Annotated in this window: 15 protein-coding genes and 1 pseudogene; 9 read left to right on the forward strand and 7 right to left on the reverse strand. The window is 42.5% G+C overall.

What is annotated here, in order from left to right; translation table 11 throughout:
* Positions 1-274: 274 nt before the first annotated feature.
* Positions 275-826: a Uma2 family endonuclease gene (locus tag Q0541_RS21230; protein ID WP_298914819.1), complete on the forward strand. Its 552-nt coding sequence runs from the start codon at positions 275-277 to the stop codon at positions 824-826.
* 865 nt (positions 827-1691) lie between these two features.
* Here Q0541_RS21230 and Q0541_RS21235 read toward each other — a convergent pair.
* Positions 1692-2720: a LacI family DNA-binding transcriptional regulator gene (locus Q0541_RS21235; RefSeq protein ID WP_298914822.1), complete on the reverse strand. Its 1029-nt coding sequence runs from the start codon at positions 2718-2720 to the stop codon at positions 1692-1694.
* Between the two features lie 249 nt (positions 2721-2969).
* Between Q0541_RS21235 and Q0541_RS21240 the strand changes: the two genes are divergently transcribed.
* Entirely contained in the window at positions 2970-5192 is a 2223-nt protein-coding gene (locus tag Q0541_RS21240) for an FdhF/YdeP family oxidoreductase (RefSeq protein ID WP_298914825.1), read from the forward strand.
* Positions 5193-5393: 201 nt separating this feature from the next.
* Here the strand turns inward: Q0541_RS21240 and Q0541_RS21245 are convergent, their stop codons facing one another.
* Positions 5394-5843 carry an orange carotenoid protein N-terminal domain-containing protein gene (locus Q0541_RS21245; RefSeq protein WP_298914827.1) on the reverse strand — a complete coding sequence of 150 codons (450 nt, stop codon included), beginning with the start codon at positions 5841-5843 and terminating at the stop codon, positions 5394-5396.
* Positions 5844-6503: 660 nt separating this feature from the next.
* On the opposite strand from Q0541_RS21245, the pseudogene Q0541_RS21250 reads away from it, so the two are divergent.
* Positions 6504-7257, forward strand: a pseudogene (locus tag Q0541_RS21250) (Uma2 family endonuclease).
* 33 nt (positions 7258-7290) lie between these two features.
* On the opposite strand, the gene Q0541_RS21255 reads toward Q0541_RS21250, so the two are convergent.
* Entirely contained in the window at positions 7291-8472 is a 1182-nt protein-coding gene (locus Q0541_RS21255) for a serine hydrolase (RefSeq protein WP_298914830.1), read from the reverse strand.
* 143 nt (positions 8473-8615) lie between these two features.
* Between Q0541_RS21255 and fdhD the strand changes: the two genes are divergently transcribed.
* Together fdhD and Q0541_RS21265 are read left to right on the forward strand one after the other, a co-directional pair.
* Positions 8616-9485: a formate dehydrogenase accessory sulfurtransferase FdhD gene (gene fdhD, locus Q0541_RS21260; RefSeq protein WP_298914833.1), complete on the forward strand. Its 870-nt coding sequence runs from the start codon at positions 8616-8618 to the stop codon at positions 9483-9485.
* Positions 9486-9759: 274 nt separating this feature from the next.
* Positions 9760-10953 carry an MFS transporter gene (locus Q0541_RS21265; RefSeq protein ID WP_298914835.1) on the forward strand — a complete coding sequence of 398 codons (1194 nt, stop codon included), beginning with the start codon at positions 9760-9762 and terminating at the stop codon, positions 10951-10953.
* 568 nt (positions 10954-11521) lie between these two features.
* On the opposite strand, the gene Q0541_RS21270 is transcribed toward Q0541_RS21265, so the two are convergent.
* Positions 11522-12097 carry a TMEM175 family protein gene (locus Q0541_RS21270; protein ID WP_298914838.1) on the reverse strand — a complete coding sequence of 192 codons (576 nt, stop codon included), beginning with the start codon at positions 12095-12097 and terminating at the stop codon, positions 11522-11524.
* Between the two features lie 457 nt (positions 12098-12554).
* Between Q0541_RS21270 and Q0541_RS21275 the strand changes: the two genes are divergently transcribed.
* From Q0541_RS21275 to Q0541_RS21285, 3 genes are all read left to right on the forward strand, one after another.
* Positions 12555-13610, forward strand: a complete 1056-nt coding sequence (locus Q0541_RS21275; protein ID WP_298914842.1) for a metal ABC transporter substrate-binding protein — start codon at positions 12555-12557, stop codon at positions 13608-13610.
* Between the two features lie 18 nt (positions 13611-13628).
* Positions 13629-14462: a metal ABC transporter ATP-binding protein gene (locus Q0541_RS21280; RefSeq protein WP_298914845.1), complete on the forward strand. Its 834-nt coding sequence runs from the start codon at positions 13629-13631 to the stop codon at positions 14460-14462.
* A 105-nt stretch (positions 14463-14567) separates the two neighbouring features.
* Positions 14568-15422 carry a metal ABC transporter permease gene (locus Q0541_RS21285; protein ID WP_298914848.1) on the forward strand — a complete coding sequence of 285 codons (855 nt, stop codon included), beginning with the start codon at positions 14568-14570 and terminating at the stop codon, positions 15420-15422.
* Between the two features lie 487 nt (positions 15423-15909).
* On the opposite strand, the gene Q0541_RS21290 is transcribed toward Q0541_RS21285, so the two are convergent.
* The 3 genes from Q0541_RS21290 to Q0541_RS21300 form a co-directional block, all read right to left on the reverse strand.
* A complete protein-coding gene (locus Q0541_RS21290) occupies positions 15910-16548 on the reverse strand; it encodes a transaldolase family protein (protein WP_298914851.1) in 639 nt (212 codons plus the stop codon).
* 344 nt (positions 16549-16892) lie between these two features.
* A complete protein-coding gene (locus Q0541_RS21295; protein ID WP_298914854.1) occupies positions 16893-18089 on the reverse strand; it encodes an acyl-CoA dehydrogenase family protein in 1197 nt (398 codons plus the stop codon).
* A 210-nt stretch (positions 18090-18299) separates the two neighbouring features.
* Positions 18300-18530: a hypothetical protein gene (locus Q0541_RS21300; RefSeq protein ID WP_298914858.1), complete on the reverse strand. Its 231-nt coding sequence runs from the start codon at positions 18528-18530 to the stop codon at positions 18300-18302.
* Between the two features lie 43 nt (positions 18531-18573).
* Between Q0541_RS21300 and Q0541_RS21305 the strand changes: the two genes are divergently transcribed.
* Positions 18574-21162 carry a cyclic nucleotide-binding domain-containing protein gene (locus tag Q0541_RS21305; RefSeq protein ID WP_298914861.1) on the forward strand — a complete coding sequence of 863 codons (2589 nt, stop codon included), beginning with the start codon at positions 18574-18576 and terminating at the stop codon, positions 21160-21162.
* Positions 21163-21447 lie beyond the last annotated feature (285 nt).

Below are 21447 nucleotides of genomic sequence, written 5' to 3' on the forward strand. Positions count from 1 at the left end.
AACAAATGAGTTCGCCGAAATAACAAATGAGTTCACCGAAATAACAAATGAGTTCGCCGAAATAACAAATGAGTTCGCCGAAATAACAAATGAGTTCGTCGAAATAACAAATGTGTAGGCGTAGCCCGCCGCAGGCATCGCCATGATTGCAACAATTTAGCTTTGATCAGGTAAGTCTGGGCTACATGGGCACAGACGCGCTAGCGGCGTGGCTTCCTTTGAAGTACGTTTAAGATAGGAAAATATCAATAATTATTGGGAGGAATCAATCGTCATGACTGTTATTGTTGCTAAGTGGACGATTGACGAATATCACCGGATGATTGATGCTGGCATTTTGAGCGATCGCAAAGTTGAACTACTTAAGGGAGAAATTGTTGAAATGTCGCCGGAAGGGGAACCCCATGCTTATTGTAGTGATGAATCTGGTGAGTATCTAGCAAAGTTATTGGCTGAACGCGCCAAAATACGTCAAGCCAAGCCTATCACCTTACCCAACGACTCGGAACCAGAACCAGATATTGCCATTGTCCAACGTTTAGGACGCGAGTATCGAGAGCATCATCCCTATCCAGAAAATATTTTTTGGTTAATTGAGTATGCTAACTCCAGTTTAGAAAAAGATTTAGAGAGAAAAAGCAAAATCTATGCAGAAGCAGGTATTTTAGAGTATTGGGTTGTTAATCTTAAAAAGCTACATTTAGTGGTGTTTCGAGAAATATTAGACGGAGAGTATGCAACAAAACTAACATTAACTGCGGGAACAATTCAACCGCTGGCATTTCCAGATATTTCTGTTACGGTGGAACAGATTATTAATAGTTAAACTAATTAAAATTAAAAGTGAAAATATAAGAATAAATTTAATTTAAACCTCATCTATGTTGAGAACCGTAGTTTTTGCCCTCACCCTAAATCCCTCTCCCAGTAGGGAGAGGGACTTCTTTCCGGCTCCCCTTCTCCCAAATTTGGGAGAAGGGGCTGGGGGATGAGGGTTTTTTCTTTTCATACGGAAAGAACTACAGTTTTCAAGGTGGACGCGGTTTAAACAATAGATACTTGGTTTTTTTAGATGAGTGCAGACCCTCTCGTGAAATTTTCACCTGCGACTTGGCTTTCGAGGATGATATCGAACCTTTAGATAATTCATTTTTGGAACAGCTTAAAGGCCAATACGCTTGGGTTAAGGATAATTGTAGCGACTGTTTTAAAAGTCAACCTGTATACTTGATTCGCGGTGCGACAAAGTTTGAAGTACTCCAACACGACTTTGAAGTACCTCAACACGACTTTGAAGTACCTCAACACGACTTTGAAGTACTTCAACATGACTTCGAAGTACTTCAACATGACTTCGAAGTATCTGTTGCTTACAGCAGAATTCAAGTATTTGAACCACATCTGTCGTAGGGGCGCAAGGCCTTGCGCCCCTACTGCGTGGTCTATTTACTTGAAAATAGCTGTAACATAATTTTTGTTTGGTTAAAATTTTTAGTATTGCTGAGTGAAAATATAAATTTGCTTCCCGCCCAGACGCAGAGAGTAAGAGTTGCCAATTTTTTCAAATTAAACTCTGTCCATTTTGAAACCTAGAGTTTTTAAGAAGAGGATATTTTCGGTTGTGGCTTGAAGATCAGCTTTCCTCTGAATTACAAAAAAACTACAGTTTTCCAGATAAACACGGTTTAAGATTACTTTATCAATAGCGCACTACTACCACGCTGTACTAGAAAAGGAGATAAAACGCGGTTTTCCACAGTTTTTTCTTCTAATAAATCGAGTAACATTTGCATGGCTATGCCACCAATTTCTAACATTGGCTGACTAACTGTTGTGAGTGTCGGCGTAACGTAACGCCCCAGAGCAATACCATCAAATCCGACCAGGCTTAAACTTCGCGGTACTAAAATACCTAGTTCTTGGCAGGTTAACAAAGCGCCAACCGCCACCATATCGTTGTAACAAAAGATGCCTGTTACCTCAGCAGTCAATAGTTTAGATAGCATCTGTTGTCCAGTAGTAACATCGCTTGTTCTTTGATCATATTCATCACTAATTGCAACCCAATCAGTATTTTGTGGTAGACCCGCTTCAGCAAGAGCCATTCGATATCCTTCCAGGCGCTGCTGGTTCGACCTGCTGCGATCGCTTACACCCAGATAACCAATAGCGGTATGTCCAAGACTTATTAGATGCTCTGTGGCTAATCTAGCACCTAAGCGATCGTCTATTGCCACTGAGTGAAATATTTCAGATTGATCTTCCGTCTGGCTATTAATCAGAACTGTTGGCACAGCAATTTGTGTTAATTGTTTGGTATGCTGTTTACTAATTCGTGAGTCGGCTACTAATATCCCATCCACTCGGCGGCGATGAAAACTATCAATAGCTGCTATTTCCTGCTCAAAATCTCGGTGTGAAGCACTTAACAAAACACTTAAGCCTGCTGGTCTGGCTATCTTCTCGATTCCCTCTACTACCTCCGCGAAAAAGGGATCTGCGATTGAAGTTACTACTACACCAATGGTATTAGTGCGTTTATTTTGCAAGCTTTGAGCAATAGCATTCGGCACATAGTTCATTTCCTGCGCCAGTTGCTTAATTTCCTCTCGCACCTTAGGGCTAATTAGAGCGTTATCTCGCAAAGCGCGTGAAACTGTGGAATGAGAAACGCCTGCTCTACGAGCAATATCTTCAATTGAAATTCTTCGTTTATTCATTTTTTATCTGAGCTTATAAAGTATTGCACACGTGTGCAATGTATATTATAGAAAATAATCGTTATTTGTCAAGAGATTTTAATACAACTCAAATTCTGGATGGAAAGGAGTCAGAAGGAGCCAGCACGGTGAGCAGTGTAGTCTTTTCCCTTGGCGGCAAGTACCCAGATTTTTAAAGTCATGCTACTTAAATGCTACTTAAAACGCTAGCCTAGAAGAGTCACTTTCCTCACTCACTCTCTTTGCGTCATGTTGCCGAAACCCAAGAAATATTGGACACCCCAGCACTGGGCAAGTTGGAAGCCTTTCGGGATTGGCGAACAATACCCCAACAACTATTGGGAGGTTTTTCGGGCAATCTGGCTATCTCGTGACAAACTACCCTATGCGTGGAATATTCTCGATAAAGGTGTCTGCGATGGTTGCGCTCTCGGAACAACCGGGATGAAAGATTGGACTTTAGATGGCATCCATCTCTGCAATGTCCGGTTGCGGCTGTTGCGAATGAATACTATGCCAGCTTTTGACCCTATGCTAGTGGCAGATGTCTCGGAGTTACAAAAGCAAAAAAGTGCCCAATTACGAGACTTGGGACGGCTTCCTTACCCGATGATTCGTCAACGAGGAGAAAAAGGCTTTCGCCGTGTTAGCTGGGATGAAGCTTTAGGGGTAATTAGCGATCGCATCCGCGCTACTACACCAGACCGTCTCAGTTTCTATATTACCAGTCGCGGTACTGTCAACGAAACTTATTATGCCACCCAAAAAGCTGTGCGGGCAATGGGAAGTAATAATGTTGATAACGCTGCCCGGATTTGTCATTCTCCCAGCACGGCGGGACTGAAAGCTGCTCTGGGTGCAGGGGCTACCACCTGTTCTTATAAAGACTGGATTGGTACTGATTTATTAGTCTTCATTGGCTCCAACGTTGCCAATAATCAGCCTGTTACCGTCAAATATCTCCATAACGCCAAGAAAGCTGGCACAAAAATTGTAGTCATTAACACTTACCGTGAGCCAGGAATGGAGCGCTACTGGGTGCCCTCAATTGTGGAAAGTGCCGTTTTCGGTACAAAGTTTGCCGAAGACTTCTTCTTAATCAACATGGGCGGGGATATAGCATTTTTAAATGGTACAATCAAACATATAATTGCTAACAACTGGGTAGACGAGTCATTTATTGATTTGTACACAGATGGCTTTGCCGAACTCAAAGCATCGTTAGAAAGCCAATCTTGGGAAGAATTAGAGCGGCTTTCTGGCACATCCCGCGAAGAAATGTACGCCTTTGCCAAAATGGTCAAAGAAGCGAATAAAGCCGTATTCGTTTGGAGTATGGGCATTACCCAGCATGAATGCGGCGAAGATAATGTGCGAAGTATCATCAACTTAGCCCTCACCAAAGGTTTTGTCGGTCGGGAAGGCTGCGGTTTAATGCCAATTCGGGGTCACTCTGGGGTACAGGGTGGTGCAGAGATGGGATGTTACGCCACAGTATTTCCTGGTGGTAAACCTATTACCCTAGAAAATGCTGCCCAATTGAGTCAGCATTGGGGCTTTGAAGTGCCAGCAAGTAAAGGTTTAATTGCTCCAGAAATGATTAACGCCGCACATCAAGGGCAATTAGATGTGTTGTTTTCCGTGGGCGGAAATTTCCTAGAAGTGCTGCCAGAACCGGATTATGTGGAAGCGGCGTTGAAGCAAATACCGTTGCGGGTACATATGGATATTATTCTCTCCAGCCAAATGTTGGTGGAACCTGCTGATACTGTGGTGCTTCTACCTGCGACGACTCGCTACGAAATACCAGGGGGAGTAACAGAAACTAACACCGAACGCCGGGTAATTTTCAGTCCAGAAATTCCGGGGCCGCGCATCGGGGAAGCGCGTCCAGAGTGGGAAGTGTTTTTAGAATTGGCAAGGCGGGTAAAACCAGATTTGGCAGATAAGCTGGCTTTTGCTGACACAGCTGCTATCCGTCAAGAAATTGCTCAAGTTGTCCCACTATATGCTGGTATTCAACATTTACAGCAGGCTGGTGACCAGTTTCAGTATGGCGGGTCACATTTGTGCTTTGGTTGGAATTTCCCTACAGCAGATGGGAAGGCACACTTTGGGGTATTATTGCCACGCCAAAGAGAATTACCAGAAGGTTATTTCTTATTAGCAACGCGCCGAGGCAAACAATTTAATAGTATGGTGCAGGAACGCAAAGATGCAATTACTGGGGCAATGCGAGAGGCGGTGCTAATGAATGCTGCTGATGCGGCCCAGTTGGGTTTAAAAGATAGCGATCGCGTCATTCTTAAGAATGATTTAGGCGAGTTGTTCTGTCAAGTCTATATTGCGCCAATTCAGTCAGGAAACTTGCAAGTCCATTGGCCAGAAGGGAATGTGCTACTAGATAAAAGTAAGCGATCGCTTGAAGGAGTTCCTGATTATAATGCGATCGTGCAGTTAGAAAAAATTTGAATTAAGTCTCATTTTTTCAGCTTTAACACTCCCAACAGTATATCCATTAACTTGCATAAAGCCTACCGCAAAGATGAGCATCTCTGCGGTAGTTTTAAGTTAACGACTATAAAAGTAGAGTAAAAACAGCTAAGTCTAGCTTAATTTGCTACTTTCAGTTATCCTCAATTCTAGAAAGCTATTGAGAGTTCTTGGACTTGACTAACCCAATTCTTGCACCAGAGTCAGCAGGAAATTAATCCGCTCCTCAAACTCTAGATTTTTGATCAATGCGACAAATTCATCCGTTTCAGCAGGTGGTTGATAGTCAGATGGCACTGGAATGATGGTTCCATTCTCTATTCCTTGTGCCAGCAGCAACCAAACGTCTAATCTGGAATTGGCACTTAGAGCATTATAGGATTGGCTGATATTGTTAGCTGCACCTTTAATAATGTCGCGTTGCGCTTGCAGTTGCTCTTCAGGAGACAAGTCCAGAAATAGGTCAAACACTGTTTTAGCAGGAACTTCTATCCTTTCAGGAGGTGCCGGCTGTAGCTGCTCTTTAATATCCAGGTAACCGAACCAAAGTAGGCCTAGCTGAGTATCTACATCAAAGTGTTTAAAACTTTCTAAAGCGGGTTTTGTTTTTTCATCAGCTGTGTAAGTCATAATCAACTCCAACTAAATTAAACTATTCTGAATTTCCTGAGTTACTTACTGAAAAAACTTGCTTTCAGTACCTTTATATAACTTAACAAACGAATGAAGATGGATAATCCTACTTAGGGTATGAATAGGACTCACTACATAAGACAGATAAAGATAACTCAAATTGCTAGTTACAAAAATGCCTGCTTCAATGTATACAAAAGCAAAGATAAAAGCTAATACTTTACAACAGGTTTCATGTATTTAAACCACATCTGTCTAAGGGCACAGCATTGCTGTGCGCGTAGGGCGTAGTCTATTTACCTAAAAATAGCTGTAAGTAACGTAATGTTTGTGACTGTAAGGGTTTTGGTTATATCCAGACATGACCCCAATTTGAGAAGCTACTTTTCAAATGAGCAAATAGCAGTGATAATACTTAGAATTTAAAAGTGAGCGATCGCTTGAAGGGGTTCCTGATTATAATGCGATCGCGCCTCTGGAAAAACTGTCAATAGTGTGTCTGTGCAGGGAAAAGTTTTCATCTCTTTTAGCCGATCAGTTGAAGGAGTTGCTGATTATAATGCGATCGTGCGTCTGGAAAAACAAACCTAGATATTAAAACTTAAACTACTGCTACGGTAAGTTTATATCATCCATATCACCCTAAAACTTGCAGCCATGTCCGCCGCCAAAGATTTTGAATTCCCAAATGATGTAATATTTCCTCTAGGGGATTTATATAGTGACGAACCACCAATGGATAAGTGAATTACATCTACGCCAAATAATTCTGCTATTACAATCTTTGGAATTGTGGTGGCGAAACCGCAATGACTTTTACGCTGCGGGTAATCTCACAATTTACTACAGTCAACGCCAGCGGAGGTCAGAAGAATTCCGGGGGCCAGATTTTTTTGTAGTGCTGGGATGTGAACGCAAAGTTCGTAAAAGTTGGGTTGTTTGGGAAGAAGACGGGAAATATCCCAACATAATTGTAGAGTTTCTCTCGGATTCTACAGCGGCAACTGACAAGGGTTTGAAAAAACAAATTTTTCAAGATATCTTTCGCACACCAGAATATTTTTGGTTCGATCCCAATAATTTAGAATTTGCTGGCTTTATCTTGATTGGCGGTACTTATGAACCGATAGAACCTAATCCTCAAGGATGGCTGTGGAGTCAGCAGTTAAATTTGTACTTGGGTGTTTATGAACATAAATTGCGCTATTTCACTGCGGAAGGAAATCTAATTCCCACACCTGAAGAAGTCGCCCAACAAGAACGACAACGGGCTGAACAAGAAAAACAACGCGCCGAACAAGAAAAACAACGGGCTGAACAAGAAAAACAACGCGCCGAACAAGAACGACAACGGGCTGAACGCCTAGCAGCCAAATTGCGAGAACTGAACATTGACCCAGAAAATTTATAATGCCAGTCCTACAAGCATAATTATAAATTAGAATCATTTATTCTCGACAACCTCTAGACCTGTCCTAGCTACTGATTTAATATCAACATTCTGATTGTTTAGTAGCACTATTATGGTGGTATTTTGATTGGGGAGATATGCAAGCAATGTTACGAAGCCATAGGCTGTACCACTATGCCCAATTGCTTTTGCTAAAGGAGATGAAAACCGTTCTACACCTAACCCATAGCTATAGCCTTCGCCATTATCTTTAAATTTCAGCATTTCTTTGATCATGTTCGAGGAAAGTAAGGTTTTTTTGACAAATAACGCTTTAGCGAACTTGGCTAAATCCTCTGCTGTTGAAACCAACCCACCATCTCCTAAACCATTCCCATCATTAACTTTGGCGTAGCTATCTAGCTTACCATCCTTATTGCGATCGCCATAACCTGTAGCTACTTCTCCAATTGTCGGTTCGCGCAATTCCGTGAAGGTATGTTTCAATCCTAATGGTTTTAAAATCTGACTGCGGATTGCTTGTGCAAGAGTTCCCCTAGTTATATTTTCAACAATCAGTTCCAAAAGAATGTAGTTACAATCAGTATAAATAAATTTTTCTCCCGGATTTGCCTGCGGTTGTTCTTGGTACATATATTGAATAGCTTCTCTAGCTGTCCAAGGCTGTGAGCGGCTTCTTTTCGCAGTAGCTTGAATAAACTTTTTTGTGTCTAGGTATTCAGCAACACCACTGGTGTGGTTGAGCAGTTGACGAACTGTAATTTTGTCGCTGTTGATAATATGAGGAGTGATATCTCTTGGTAGGTAGGTTGCGATCGCCCGATTTAATTGTATCTTCCCTTGCTCCACTAATTTCAGCACAACCACTGCCAGAAAAGTTTTACTCATACTGGCAATGGCAAAACCATCTGTGGGTTTCATCCGAGTTTTAGTTGACAAGTTATTGACACCAGATGCTCCCAACCAAGAACCTTTAGGTGTAGTAATATACATTACTGCACCAGGGATTTTCTGTTCTACAACTATCTCATTTAAAAGTGTCTGTAGTTGAGAACTTTTTCCTACGGTGGAGGTAGATATGACATGTTTAGCAAGAGATTTTCCAATTACTCTCTGATTAATGTTATTCCCTACTAGGTATCCTGTAAAACTAAGGGAAATTACAAAGACTATTGCAAATAAAATTTTGCTGAAAGCCAAAAATTTTAGGTTCATTTTACTTCCTAAACAGAAACCTAGCTGATCTAGCTCAACGGCACAAAGTAGTTGATGAGCATCAACCTGACATCTGATATACAAATAGCATTACTCTGTTTCCAGATTAGTATCAAAATTTCAATTCACCAACTCTGATAAATATGACGTCAACTAAAAGCAAAACTAAAGCCACTGTTTGGGTAATGGAAAAAGGTCAAGTACGGTCTCGTTTAGATCATCTCACTACTGAGGAACCTTTAGAAATTCGTCTTGCCCCTTTCCAGAAGACAGTAGCTGTAACCATGCGGACACCAGGGGCAGATTTTGAACTAGCTGCTGGTTTTCTCTACAGTGAAGGAGTCGTTAGCCGCAGGGAAGATATTCGACGAATTAGCTACTGCGTAGATGAATTAGTAGATGGTGAGCAGCGGCATAACATCGTAAATGTCGAATTGCGGGATGGATTGATTCCAGACTTACAGCCTTTGGAGCGTCATTTCTACACTAGTAGCGCCTGTGGGGTGTGTGGTAAAGCTAGCCTTGAGGCTTTGCGTCTGCGCGGATGTCCAGTGATTCCTCCTGGCCCAACGGTAACACCTGAGATCATCTACAGCCTACCAGACAAGCTGCGGGCTGCTCAAGGTATCTTCACTGCTACAGGGGGTTTACACGCTGCGGCTACCTTCGATCTTCAAGGACAACTGTTAAACCTGCGGGAGGACGTTGGGCGACACAATGCTTTGGATAAATTGATCGGTACAGCTTTGCTCAGTGACGATTTGCCTTTAAATAATTGTATTGTCCTTGTCAGCGGCCGCTCTAGTTTTGAGATTTTACAAAAGTCTACAACTGCTGGAGTTCCCATTGTCTGTTCTGTTTCTGCTCCCAGTAGTTTAGCGGTGTCTGTCGCCAAGGAATTTGGGATTACCTTAATTGGATTCCTGCGTGGAGAACGGTTCAATATTTACACTGGTTTACAAAGAATAAACGCTGCACAGGAACACGGATTTAATAAAGAGCAAATTTCGTAGGGTGTTTTACTCCAGAGAGTACGCACCGAAAGTATTAGGATGGTGCGTTATAGACCGATACGCTTGGGTTAAGAGCAGGATTTACCCAAAAATTAAGAAAAACGAACCACAAAGGGCGCAAAGGACACATAGACGCAGCAGCGGCTTCCCGCAGGGTAGGAATAAGAGTTTCAGAGAGTTTTTCCGTAAGTCCTGAAAGCTTTTTGGCGCTAACCCAAGCGTATTGCGTTATAGACGCTTCATGTTCTCGATTATTTATACACAGGGTAGTATCATGAATTCACCAGAAGATAACAGCCAATTTGAACGACACAGGCCAGTTTATCTAGAGATAAACTTTCAGATTATTTGTGCAGTTGTACTAATTGCTGTTATCGGAGTTTCTAGCGTAACTCCGGCTTTTCCAAAGTTAGCAAAAGACTTAAATATCAACCCGAAAAATTTGGGTTTATTGATTACAGCATTTACATTACCATCTCTGATTTTAGGGCCGATTATTGGTGTCCTTGCTGATAGATGGGGCAGAAAGATAATTATCGTTCCTTCACTGTTTATATTTGGCATAGCTGGTACAGCTTGCGCCTTTGCTCGTGATTTTAATTTATTGCTATGGTTGCGTTTGCTGCAAGGAATTGGTGCTGCTTCTTTGCTTTCTCTCAGTATCACCTTAATCGGCGATTTTTACACAGGAGACAGACGTAGTACTGCAATGGGTTACAATGCCAGTATCAGCAGCGTTGGCACATCAAGTTATCCAATAATAGGTGGCGCATTAGCAACAATGGGCTGGTATTATCCCTTCATGCTACCCATCTTAGCGATTCCTCTTGGGTTTTTGGTATTATTTGCACTTAAAAATCTAGAACCAAAAGGCGATCGCAACCTCAAAGAGTATTTGAGCAATGCAGTAAAAGTTCTGAAAAATCGTCGGCTATTTGGACTTTTTATTGCCAGTGCTGCTAACTTCGTTTTCCTTTATGGCGCTTACGTTACTTATTTACCACAGCTAATTAACGATACCTTCAAAGCGCCGTCTACCATTATTGGATTACTACTTTCTAGTGTTTCTATAGCAATTACTATTACAGCTTCCCAATTAGGTAGATTAGCTAGAAGATTTCCCGCCACAAATTTAATTAGTGCATCTTATATTTTTTATGCTTTAGCTATGTTAATAGTTCCCTCTGTGTCAAATATCTGGTTATTATTAATTCCTAGTACAATTTTTGGCATTGGACTTGGCATTGGTTTTCCTAGTATCCAAACCCTGTTAGCAGATTTAGCACCAAGAGAATATTTGGCGACGATTATATCAGTAAACGGGACATTTTATGGATTAGGGCAAACATTAGGGCCATTGTTGATGGGCTATGCCTTTGGTTTTGGCGGAATTAGTAGCGTGTTTTATGCGGCGACTGGTTTTGCAGTTTTGATATTTTTTGTATTTCGGTATTGCACTTGTATGTGATTAGTTAACCCCATACATATTTAGGAGTAAACGTGCCAATTGGGGCAAAATATAGGAATAAATCTGGTGAGCATTTTCCCGATCGCAGAATTTTCAATCAGGTTCAAGCATTTATGAAAATTCGTCTAAGTGGGTTGCTTGGGAGATTTCCGACGAGCAGACTAAGTTGAAAGAATTGGGTATTGGCTAGATTACAGCCAAATTAAGCGATCGCCTTCCTTGAGTGAGAAATGATATCAACTGTGATATCATTGCCCCAGCTTAATAAGCGATCGCTAGTTGTCGGAAGGGCTTTGAGAGCATCTCGCCACCTGTAGTGTTAAACCTGAAGCTTTGTACAAAAGGCTATATAGATAGACAGATTATAAGTTTCTCCTAAACGGTAACGAGCAGAATTAGGGACATCCACAACAACAGATGCAGATTTGCTCAAATCAGCTAACTAAAGCAGGACTTACGCAAAATCATGAAAAAACGAACCGCAAAGGACGCAAAGGACACAAAGGAATAAGGTTTCAGAGAGTTATTGCGTAAGTCCTATAAAGGAAAGATAAAATAATATCCTCCTCTAGGAAGTGAGAGTCTTCTCAATACGTCGGTCGGGGATAAACCATATGATCGCAACTAAAACGTACAATGCACAAGCAAACCATGAATTCACAAAAGCAAGTGGAATTGCCAAAGCATAGAACACCACCGATATTTTTCCCTTGAAGTCTCCACCGACTGCGATCGCTAGAGCAGAATCCCTACCGTGGTGCAAAATGAGGGTGCGGGTAAGGATGAAGTAAGCGATCGCAGCCAAGAATAATACCGTACCATAAAGGGCAACTGGCATGGCGGCAAAGTTATTCTCGCCCATCCAGCCAGTAACGAAAGGGATTAACGACAACCAAAACAGCAAATGCAGGTTAGCCCAAAGGATACGCCCATTAACGTGCCGGACTGCCTGTAATAGATGATGGTGATTGTTCCAGTAAATGCCGATATAAATAAAACTCAGTACATAACTGAGAAATACTGGGATCAGCGGACGCAGCGCGGCTAAATCGAACCCATGCGGCACTTTGATTTCCAGCACCATAATAGTGATGATGATGGCAATCACCCCATCGCTGAATGCTTCTAACCTCCCTTTTCCCATGTCCGCACTCCTTTTCTGTTTACTTGAGAGTAAGTTGTGACACTCTGAACTTTATCGTATCAAGTAGCGGCTTTGCGAACATTCTACTACCCTATGGGAAGCGGGAGCATCCCAATTTTGCTTAACTCTTTTCCCTCACCCCCAGCCCCTCTCCCAAACATGGGAGAGGGGGAAAATGACTTTAGTTCCCCTTCTCCCATGTTTGGGAGAAGGGGTTAGGGGATGAGGGCGATCAAGGTTTTTGCACATTTGGGATGCTCCCCAACAGGAAGCCACTTTCAGCGTTAACGTAGCATTCGCAATCATCTATTATAAGTAATTTGCCGGAGATGATATCAGTTGGTAAAAAAAATTTAAATATTTTACTGCGAAAATACTCTATGGGGGCATTGCATCTTTATACTGGGTAGAGTTTTAATAAAAGGCTGACCCTTGAATTTTAGAAGGCTTGAGTGTAATGAAGACCCTCTCTGGATTGCTATTGGCACTCAGCTTTATGGTAGTAGCTTGCAGTCCGCCTCAGAATACGGCGGTGTCTCCCAGCCCTAAAGTAACAACCACTCCAGTTCCAGTAGGAGAGCAAAAGACACAAAGTAAGCTTTTAGTTGTAACGACAGTTGCTCCTTTAACAAATATTGTCAGCAACATTGCAGGCGATCGCCTAGAAGTTAAAGGCATTATTCCAGAAGGAACCGACTCTCACACCTTTGAGCCTCGTCCTAGCGATGCCGATCTACTATCCAAAGCTAATCTGATCATCGCCAATGGGTTGCATTTAGAATCCCCAACCGAAAAACTAGCGATCGCCTCCAAGCCCAAAGAAACTAAAATCTTTGAACTAGGCAGTAAAACTATTACCCAAGACCAATGGCTTTTCGACTTCAGCTTTCCGAAAGAAAAAGGTGATCCCAATCCTCATCTGTGGGTAAACCCTAAGTATGCTGAGGCTTATGCCAAACTAGCCGCCGAACAATTAACCACTTTAGACCCTGCTGGCAAAGATTACTACGCTACCAATCTGAAAAATTATTTACAACGCCTTGAAGCCCTAGACAAAGCAACACGGGAAATCGTCGCCAGTATTCCCGCTAAAAACCGTAAACTTTTGACCTACCACGATTCTTGGGCCTATTGGGCTAGAGAGTATGGTTTTCAAGTGATTGGTGCAATCCAACCTTCAGATTTCAAAGAACCTTCTGCTAAAGATGTAGCAAAGCTTATTGACCAAGTTCGGAAAGTAGGTGTCCCAGCAATTTTTGGTTCTGAGGTTTACCCTAGCAAAGTAGAAGAACAAATTGCCCGCGAAGCAAATGTAAAAACCGCTAATACCGCCGATGACGAGTTACCAGGTAAGGGGTCAGCCAATGCAATTGAAAATACTAATCCTGAGCATACTTATATTGGCATGATGGCTAACAATATGCGGATTATCGGCTCTAGCTTGGGAGGAAATTCTGATTTGGTGAAAAACTTGAATACTGCAAATGTCGTCGGTCCAACAGCAACTAAGTAGCATTGAGAAAATAAGTGCATGGAACCGATACTTGAAGTTAGAAATTTGACTTGTGGCTACCAAACCCAGCCAGTTTTTACGGGTGTTAATTTGACGCTTTACCCTGGTCAACTGACCGGCTTAGTAGGGCCTTCTGGCAGTGGTAAAAGTACTTTAATTAGAGCGATTTTAGGGTTGGTGATTCCTTGGACTGGAGAGATTTGGTTTCGAGGAAAGCGCTTAAAGCCTGGATTAGCACCGCCTTTGGTGGGCTATGTGCCACAAGTGGAAACAGTAGATTGGACTTTTCCAGTCACGGCTTTGGAAGTGGTAATGATGGGGCGTTACCAAAAACAGAAAATGCTGCCTTGGTCTTCAAAACGCGATCGCCAAGTAGCCAGCGAACTCCTAGAACGCGTCGGCGTTGCCCATGTTGCCCATCAACCTATCGGTAATCTATCCGGTGGTCAACAGCAAAGGGTTTTCATTGCCCGTGCTTTAGTAGGAGAGCCGGAAATCGTTCTTTTAGATGAACCTACCAGTAGTTCAGACTTGCACGTTCAACACGAACTTTTGCACCTATTAGCTGATTTGAATCAGCAAGGTTTGACAATTATCCTCTCCACCCATGACCTCAACTCAGTAGCTACTCATTTGCCTTGGGTAGTTTGTTTCAACCACGGTTTAATCAGCCAAGGTCAACCGATTGATGTCTTCACTCCCGCCAACCTTGAGCAGACTTTTGGTGGAGAAATGGTGGTTTTCTACCAACAAGACCGAATCTTAATCGCTAGTGGCGGTACTTCTCTACGCCATCAAATGCAAGATAATTTACCCCACGCACTACGGCGATCTGACTCGAAGTCTGCTTAAGATAAATACTTAGCGTTGCTGATTGACAGGATCAAAATCTCAGGCTCCAGGAGCCAAAGAAAAAAACTAATTCATTCTCAAATTCAGCAATTCTAAATAGTTTATATGGATTTTTTACTTACACCCTTTCATTATGAATTTTTTAGCCGTGCGATTTTAGTAGGCATGATGGCGGGGCTATTATGCGGCATTATGGGAGTTTATATTACAACTCGCAGGATGAGTTACATTGCCCACGGTTTATCTCATGCGATTTTGGGTGGAGCTGTGCTGAGTTATGTACTGGGCTTGAATTTTTACATTGGCTCTGGTATTTGGGGTTTTGCAGCTGCCCTGTTGATTCAATATTTGACTGGACGCAAAGTCTACTCGGATGCAGCGATTGGGATTGTGACAACTGCTAGCTTTGCTTTGGGAGTAGCTGTGATCAGTAGCTATCGGAAGTTTAGTCAAAACTTTGAAGCCGCTTTGTTTGGCAATGTATTGGGGGTTTCCCCTAATGATTTGTGGGTGGTGACTGGTGTGACGATAGTCTTACTGAGTCTTGTTTTCTTGTTTTATCGCCCATTGCTGTTTTGGTGTTTTGACCGAGAAGTTGCTCAGGTTCACGGTGTACCCGTTTTTGCAATGGATACTTTATTTGCTTTGATGTTGGCAACTTTACTGGTGGCAACACTGAATGTGTTGGGAGTAACACTAATTATTTCAGCAGTGGTAATTCCAGCATCAATTGCCCGATTAGTGAGCGATCGCTTTGGTTATCTGATGATTATTTCTGGCATTCTAGGAGCCGCAATTTCCTTTGTGGGGATTTACCTCAGCTACTACCTCGATATCGCCTCTGGAGCCAGTGTAGTGCTGCTTTCAACCGCCATATTTGCCTGTGTGTTGCTCAGTATGAGTCTGCAAGCCCGACACAAACGCCGTTTCTCTCTTTTTTTTACAAAACACGAACGGTGAGATTTTTAAGAGGACTCAAGGGAAAGCGATCGCAACTTTTCAAGACAAAGAACATAGAGAAAGAGAAGTAGAGGAATTAGCTAATTTTGCACTGCGAAGGTAGTAATTCAATCTTGGAGTTGTCACAGATTAACTGCGACTAAAAAATATAGCAGCTAGGACAATTAAACCTAAAAGTGCTAAAGGAACCCAGAGATTCGGGATATCTGACAGACTCATACCATTTTGGATTTTAGATTTTAGATTTTGGATTGACCCCAGCAATCAAGTCACTTGAAAATTCAATTAATTTTGGATAATAGAATTATTCTCGCGTTTAAATTCGCAAGTCTCAAACATGCATTAAATAATGGAATAAAAGAATCTTTAATTCCATTATCCAAAATTTAAACATCGTAAATTCAGTGATTCAAGATTCAAGAAAGTAGGACTAAATTTATAAACATAGCTGGCTGTTAATGCCCAAATTGTCGTTACTACACAATATTTAAATCGTTAATCCGATACCTCCTTTAGCAAATTCTTCAACAGTTTTTTGTGAAAATTCATGAGTAGCGATCGCCTGCAACATTGCCAATGGTAAAGTCAAATGATCCGCCCCAGCTTGCAATGAGGCGGCTGCTTCTTCGGGAGATTTGATACTAGCTGCCAAGATTTCCGTATCACTACCTTTGAGGACGCTAGCCATATCCCGTATTAAGGCAATACCATCACCTAACAACCGCGTAGCGCGATTTACATAAGCTATGGCAATTTTAGCACCTGCTTCCCGTGCTACTGCTGCCTGTGCTGCACTGTAAATCGCTGTCACTGAACAGGTAATCTCTGGTGATAGACTCGCCACCACTTCAAAACCTAACGGTGTTGCAGGAATCTTTAAAATTGTTTGCGAACCAATAATCTCGAAAGCTTTTCTACCTTCAGCTAGCATCCCAACTTTATCAGATGCCACAAGTTGATAGTATAATGGGCCATTCGTCAAGGCAACCAATTTTTTGAGTGTAGTTTCTGGTGGGATATCGCTTTGAGCCAACAACGTGGGATTTGTTGTAATGCCTTTCACCCATCCCCAAAGCTTAACAACTTCAGCTTCAGATGCGATCGCCGAGTCTAGATAAATTGCCATAATTTCTCCCGATCAATTCCCCGATATTAGTATGCAATAGCTGCACGTGATTAGTGCCAAGTTACAACAGTTTTTAATTGGATAGAACACAGGTGGGAGCATCCCAGTTTTTTGCCAAGAGGGGAAAAATCAGTCAGGATTAAACAGAAGGGGCAACTTGGTATGAGATATCGTCCTGGCACGCCCGCTATTGGAAGTAAGGGACTTCCAAGAAATAAATTATCCAAATAAACGAACCACAGAGACACGGAGAACACAGAGAGAGGAGAAATAGAGAGGGTTTTTGCGTCAGTTTTGGGACATTTTTTTATTTGGAAGTCCCTAACTAGCTACTCCTCAATCCATTACAAAAAATTCACAATCCCCAGACGCAAGACTTCTCGCGTAAAGTCACAGGAATACCCGATAGTTGCATCAGCAAGAAACTTGCCAGCCAAACACTCTTTTGTCACTCCATAGCCCCCAAGAATTTCAACTGCTGTTTGTGCGTTTTTGATTGCAACATCCACTGCAAAAGTCTTGGCGGCTGGTGCTTTGACTGTGGCGGCAAGTTGGGGAGAAGTTTCTGCTGTACGGGCAGCATCCCATACTACCAGTCGTGCAGCCTGGGTGTTAATCATCATATCTGCTAATTTTAAAGCCACTGCCTGATGTTCGATAATCGGACGACCCCAACTAACTCTTTGCTTAGCATAATTCAAAGCATACTCATAAGCAGCACGAGCCAAACCAACATAAGAAGCTGCCAGCCCAATAGCTACTTCTGGAACCAACATCAGTAGTTTTCCTGCTTCCCCTTCTTGTCCAATCAGATTTTGTGCAGGGACTAGGACGTTATCCAGGCAAATCTCAGCATGATGCGAGGCTTTCCAACCAATCATCTGTGTCTTTTTGCCAAACTTAATCCCAGGTGTATCTGTTGGAACATAAAAGATAGACAAACTTTCGCGCAATGGTTTATCCATCGCTGTACGGGCAATGATGAAGTAGGCATCCGCAATTCCAGCATTTGTGACTAACGAGGATTTTGTTCCATTGAGGATGTATCCATTGCCCTCGCGTGCTGCAAAGGTCTTCATCCCAATATTGGGATCTGGGAGTGGGCAGAACAAATCGGAGGTGGCGACATTAGATTCACTCTCTGCGGCACTGAATAGATGTGGTTTTCCTGATTTGACAAAAGATAGTATTCGTTCTTGCTGTTCTTGGGTTGCAACTCTGCTGACAAACAGCGACATCGCTGCGGTGAGATTAAAGTAACTACAAGCAATGCTGACATCAACAGCGCCTATTTCTTCTAACACTACAGCCAAGTCTATGCAGTTTCCACCCACACCTCCTAGCTCTTTTGGAACCATCAAGGATGTGAATCCCAATTCAGCTCCTTTATAAAACACCTGTTTGCAGAAATCCCAAGGTTCCATCTCTAGATTGTTAGACTCTTCAATTATCTGAACAATAGGGCCAATTTTGTTTTGAGCAAAGTCACGCGCAAGTGACTGCAACATCTGCTGTTCTTGAGTGAGGCTAAAGTCAATCATTTTTTATTTTTTGTTTATTCTTACAGCGCAAATATACAGCTTTCTTTAATGTACGAAAACCTTATAGTTAGTATCAAAATGTCGCTTTTATAACCGTATTTTCATTTCTAGCCTTTGTATATAAATAGAAAAATTCTTTGTCTATAGTAGTTTGAGAATATCCACACTCTTTCAACAAGCAAGCACAAAAGAAAAAAAAGTCAAAAATAGCTATAAAAAAATCAATTGAGTTTCCAATTTTAGGTGAAGTTTTGACGGGTAGGGTCGCTTGATGGCTGCAAGAATCAGATATTTAATACGAATCACAAACACATTCTCACATAACAACTTCACTAAGGCGGTGGCGGTGCCATACTCCAACACGGAATCATGGGTATATGGACGGAAATGAGATAACTTGTCATGCATCGCCACACACAGATAATTTGACCCAGCTTTCAAGAGATAATTCTTCTTATACAGCAGCCTACACGGAGAAATTAATATGACATCTCCAGAAACGGTTACATGGCTACAAGAACGGACGAGTTTAGGAATTCTCTCGCCTGAAGTGTTAAATGCGATCGCTCAAGTAATTGAAGAACAAGTAGTAAGTGCCGAAACTGACTTAGTTAGCGAAGGCACTCCTTCAGAAGCCCTTTATATTCTTGTAGAAGGTCAACTCGAAAGCAATAGCACCAATCAAACCAACCCAGCCTTAGCCTGTGGATTCCTCCCCGGAGCAGTGATTGAACTCCAAGAATTGCTGTTGGATGAAGTAACTCCATTCACAATTACTACGGTAACTGAATGTCGTTTGTGGGTTGTACCTGCTGCTAAATTTCGGGAATTAGTCACCCAATACCCCGAAATTGCTCTGGCTTTTTCCCGCCAATTGGCTCAAGAATTAGCTCAAGTGACATCTGCACTTGGTTATGAACAAGAACGATCAGTAGCTTTGCGACCATATTTAGTCACCAAAGCACAACGCGGAATTATCGGTACAAGTCGTTATGCTGTGCGGCTGCGGGAGCAAATTCGTTTATCGGCTGCTGACCGCAAATCAGTGGATATTTTTGGAGAACCGGGGTTAGAAAAAGACAATATAGCAGCTCTCATCCACTTTGGTTCTCCAAAACGGCGAGAACCAATTATTAAAGTAAATTGTGGTATTCTCCAAACGAGCGGTGCAGATTTATTCGGTCGCGCAGGCGGTAAACCAGGACTGTTGGAATGGTTGGGAGAAGGGACTCTAGTTCTCAACAACATCCAAGAATTGCCCGAAGAATTATTACCTCCGGTGACGCAGTTGCTCAAAACTGGCACATATACCCCCGTGGCTCGTTCGGGAGAACCAGCACCTGAACCTCGCCCCAGTACAGCCAGAATTCTGATTGTTTCAGAAAAAACTCAGCCGACAATTGAACGTTCTGTTGGTCACGTTATTAAAGTACCACCGCTCCGGGTGCGGAAAACCGATGTTCAGGCACAGGTTGAATATTATACTAGTCTCTACATTCGAGCTAGAGGCGTTCCGAAACCGCATATTACCCCAGAAGCTTTGCGTCGCCTCCAGTCCTATGATTTTCCTGGTAACCTCAAGGAATTGAAAAATCTGGTAGAAAGGGCGATCGTGCAAGCGGAGGGTGCGAATGAATTAACAGAAGAAATTTTCTGGCCAGCCGAAACTAAGAAAAAACGATTTCGGGTGAATCTTTTAAATGCCTATCCGCGTTTACGGCGGTTTTTACGTAGTCCCTGGTGGCCCGATCGGGTTAACTATGGTTTCACTGCAACCGCTTTTGCGATTATTGTTGCAGTGTTATTTATTGGCCCGCAAACCCGCGATCGCAATTTCGTATTAAATTTCTTTTGGGCTTGGTGGTGGCCTTTCTTCTTATTTCTCTTTCCCTTTTTGGGACGTATCTGGTGTTCTGTTTGTCCCTTCATGATTTACGGAGAAATTACCCAAAAGTTATCTCTATGGCTGTGGCCTCGAAAACTCAAGCGTTGGCCCAGACAGGAAGCTGAGAAATGGGGCGGATGGTTTATGTTTGGTTTGTTCTCCCTAATTTTCTTATGGGAAGAACTCTGGCATTTAGAAAATACCGCCTATCTTAGCGCTTGTTTGCTGCTGTTAATTACCGCTGGGGCAATGATTTTCTCTGCTCTTTTTGAGCGGCGGTTTTGGTGTCGGTATCTCTGTCCCATTGGCGGGATGAATGGTTTATTTGCCAAACTTTCAATGACGGAACTCCGGGCACAGCAAGGTATTTGTTCTGCCAGTTGTACCACGTATCAGTGCTATAAAGGTGGCCCGCAAAAGGGCGAAGGGATGGAAACCAATGGATGTCCTTTATACTCACACCCAGCGCAGTTAGAAGATAACAGAGATTGCGTCCTGTGCATGACTTGCCTGAAAGCCTGTCCTCATCGTTCCGTTGAGTTCAACTTGCGTCCCCCTGGAATTGAACTGTGGACAACTCATGTACCCCGCACCTATGAAGTAGCATTATTGTATTTGTTGTTGGGTGGGATATATCTGCATCGCTTGCCAGAATTGCAATCTTGGTTGGGGTTACAACTGGATTTAACTCAGTTTTGGCAGCACTTCGGATTATCGCTGCTAGTGTTAATTATCCCAGCGATTTTTACCTTTGCGGCCTACAAACTGATACAAATGTCTTACTGGTTAGCGAACTATATCGAAGCGGCAAAATCTAACATCCAAAATCCAAAATCCAAAATCCAAAATTGGATGAAGCCTCGATCATTTGTAGAACTTGCCTATGGCTATCTACCATTAGTTTTGGGGGGAAACTTGGCTCACTATCTGCGTTTGGGCTTAGGTGAAGGTGGGCGGATTTTACCCGTTACTTTTGCTACTCTTGGTTTGAGTGGTGAACAATTGCCAATATTGGTTGCTCACCCGGCTGTAATTGCCTTTTTGCAAGGTGCAACGATAATTTTCTCAGTGTTGATGACTATGTTATTAACGCAAAAGATTGCCAAGCAACCAGTGCGATCGCTCCTTTTGCAACACTTAGCAGCGATCGCTTTGGGAGTTAGTATGTGGGCGATTATTGTGTTTTGAGTTTCACATCTAGCGTAGGCATAGCCCACCGTAGGCATCGCTTGTTATCTCGTTTCTAGGTCTAAGAAGGAAATGCACCTCATTGGGCTGCTGCGGCTTGTGTGGGAGGCAACAGCCCTATTTTAGGCCTAGTCTCTAACTAGGAACGAGGAAAGTCTGTTTTAACAGAATATAACCTTTTCTCAGTTGTCTAAAGACTACTTTCGCTATTAAACTGGTGAATTCATTCTAAAGCGGGCTTTTCGGAGAATGAAATAGCCCTGTTGAGCTTCACATCTATTCCAC

Source organism: uncultured Nostoc sp. (assembly GCF_937863485.1).
GTDB lineage: Bacteria > Cyanobacteriota > Cyanobacteriia > Cyanobacteriales > Nostocaceae > Nostoc.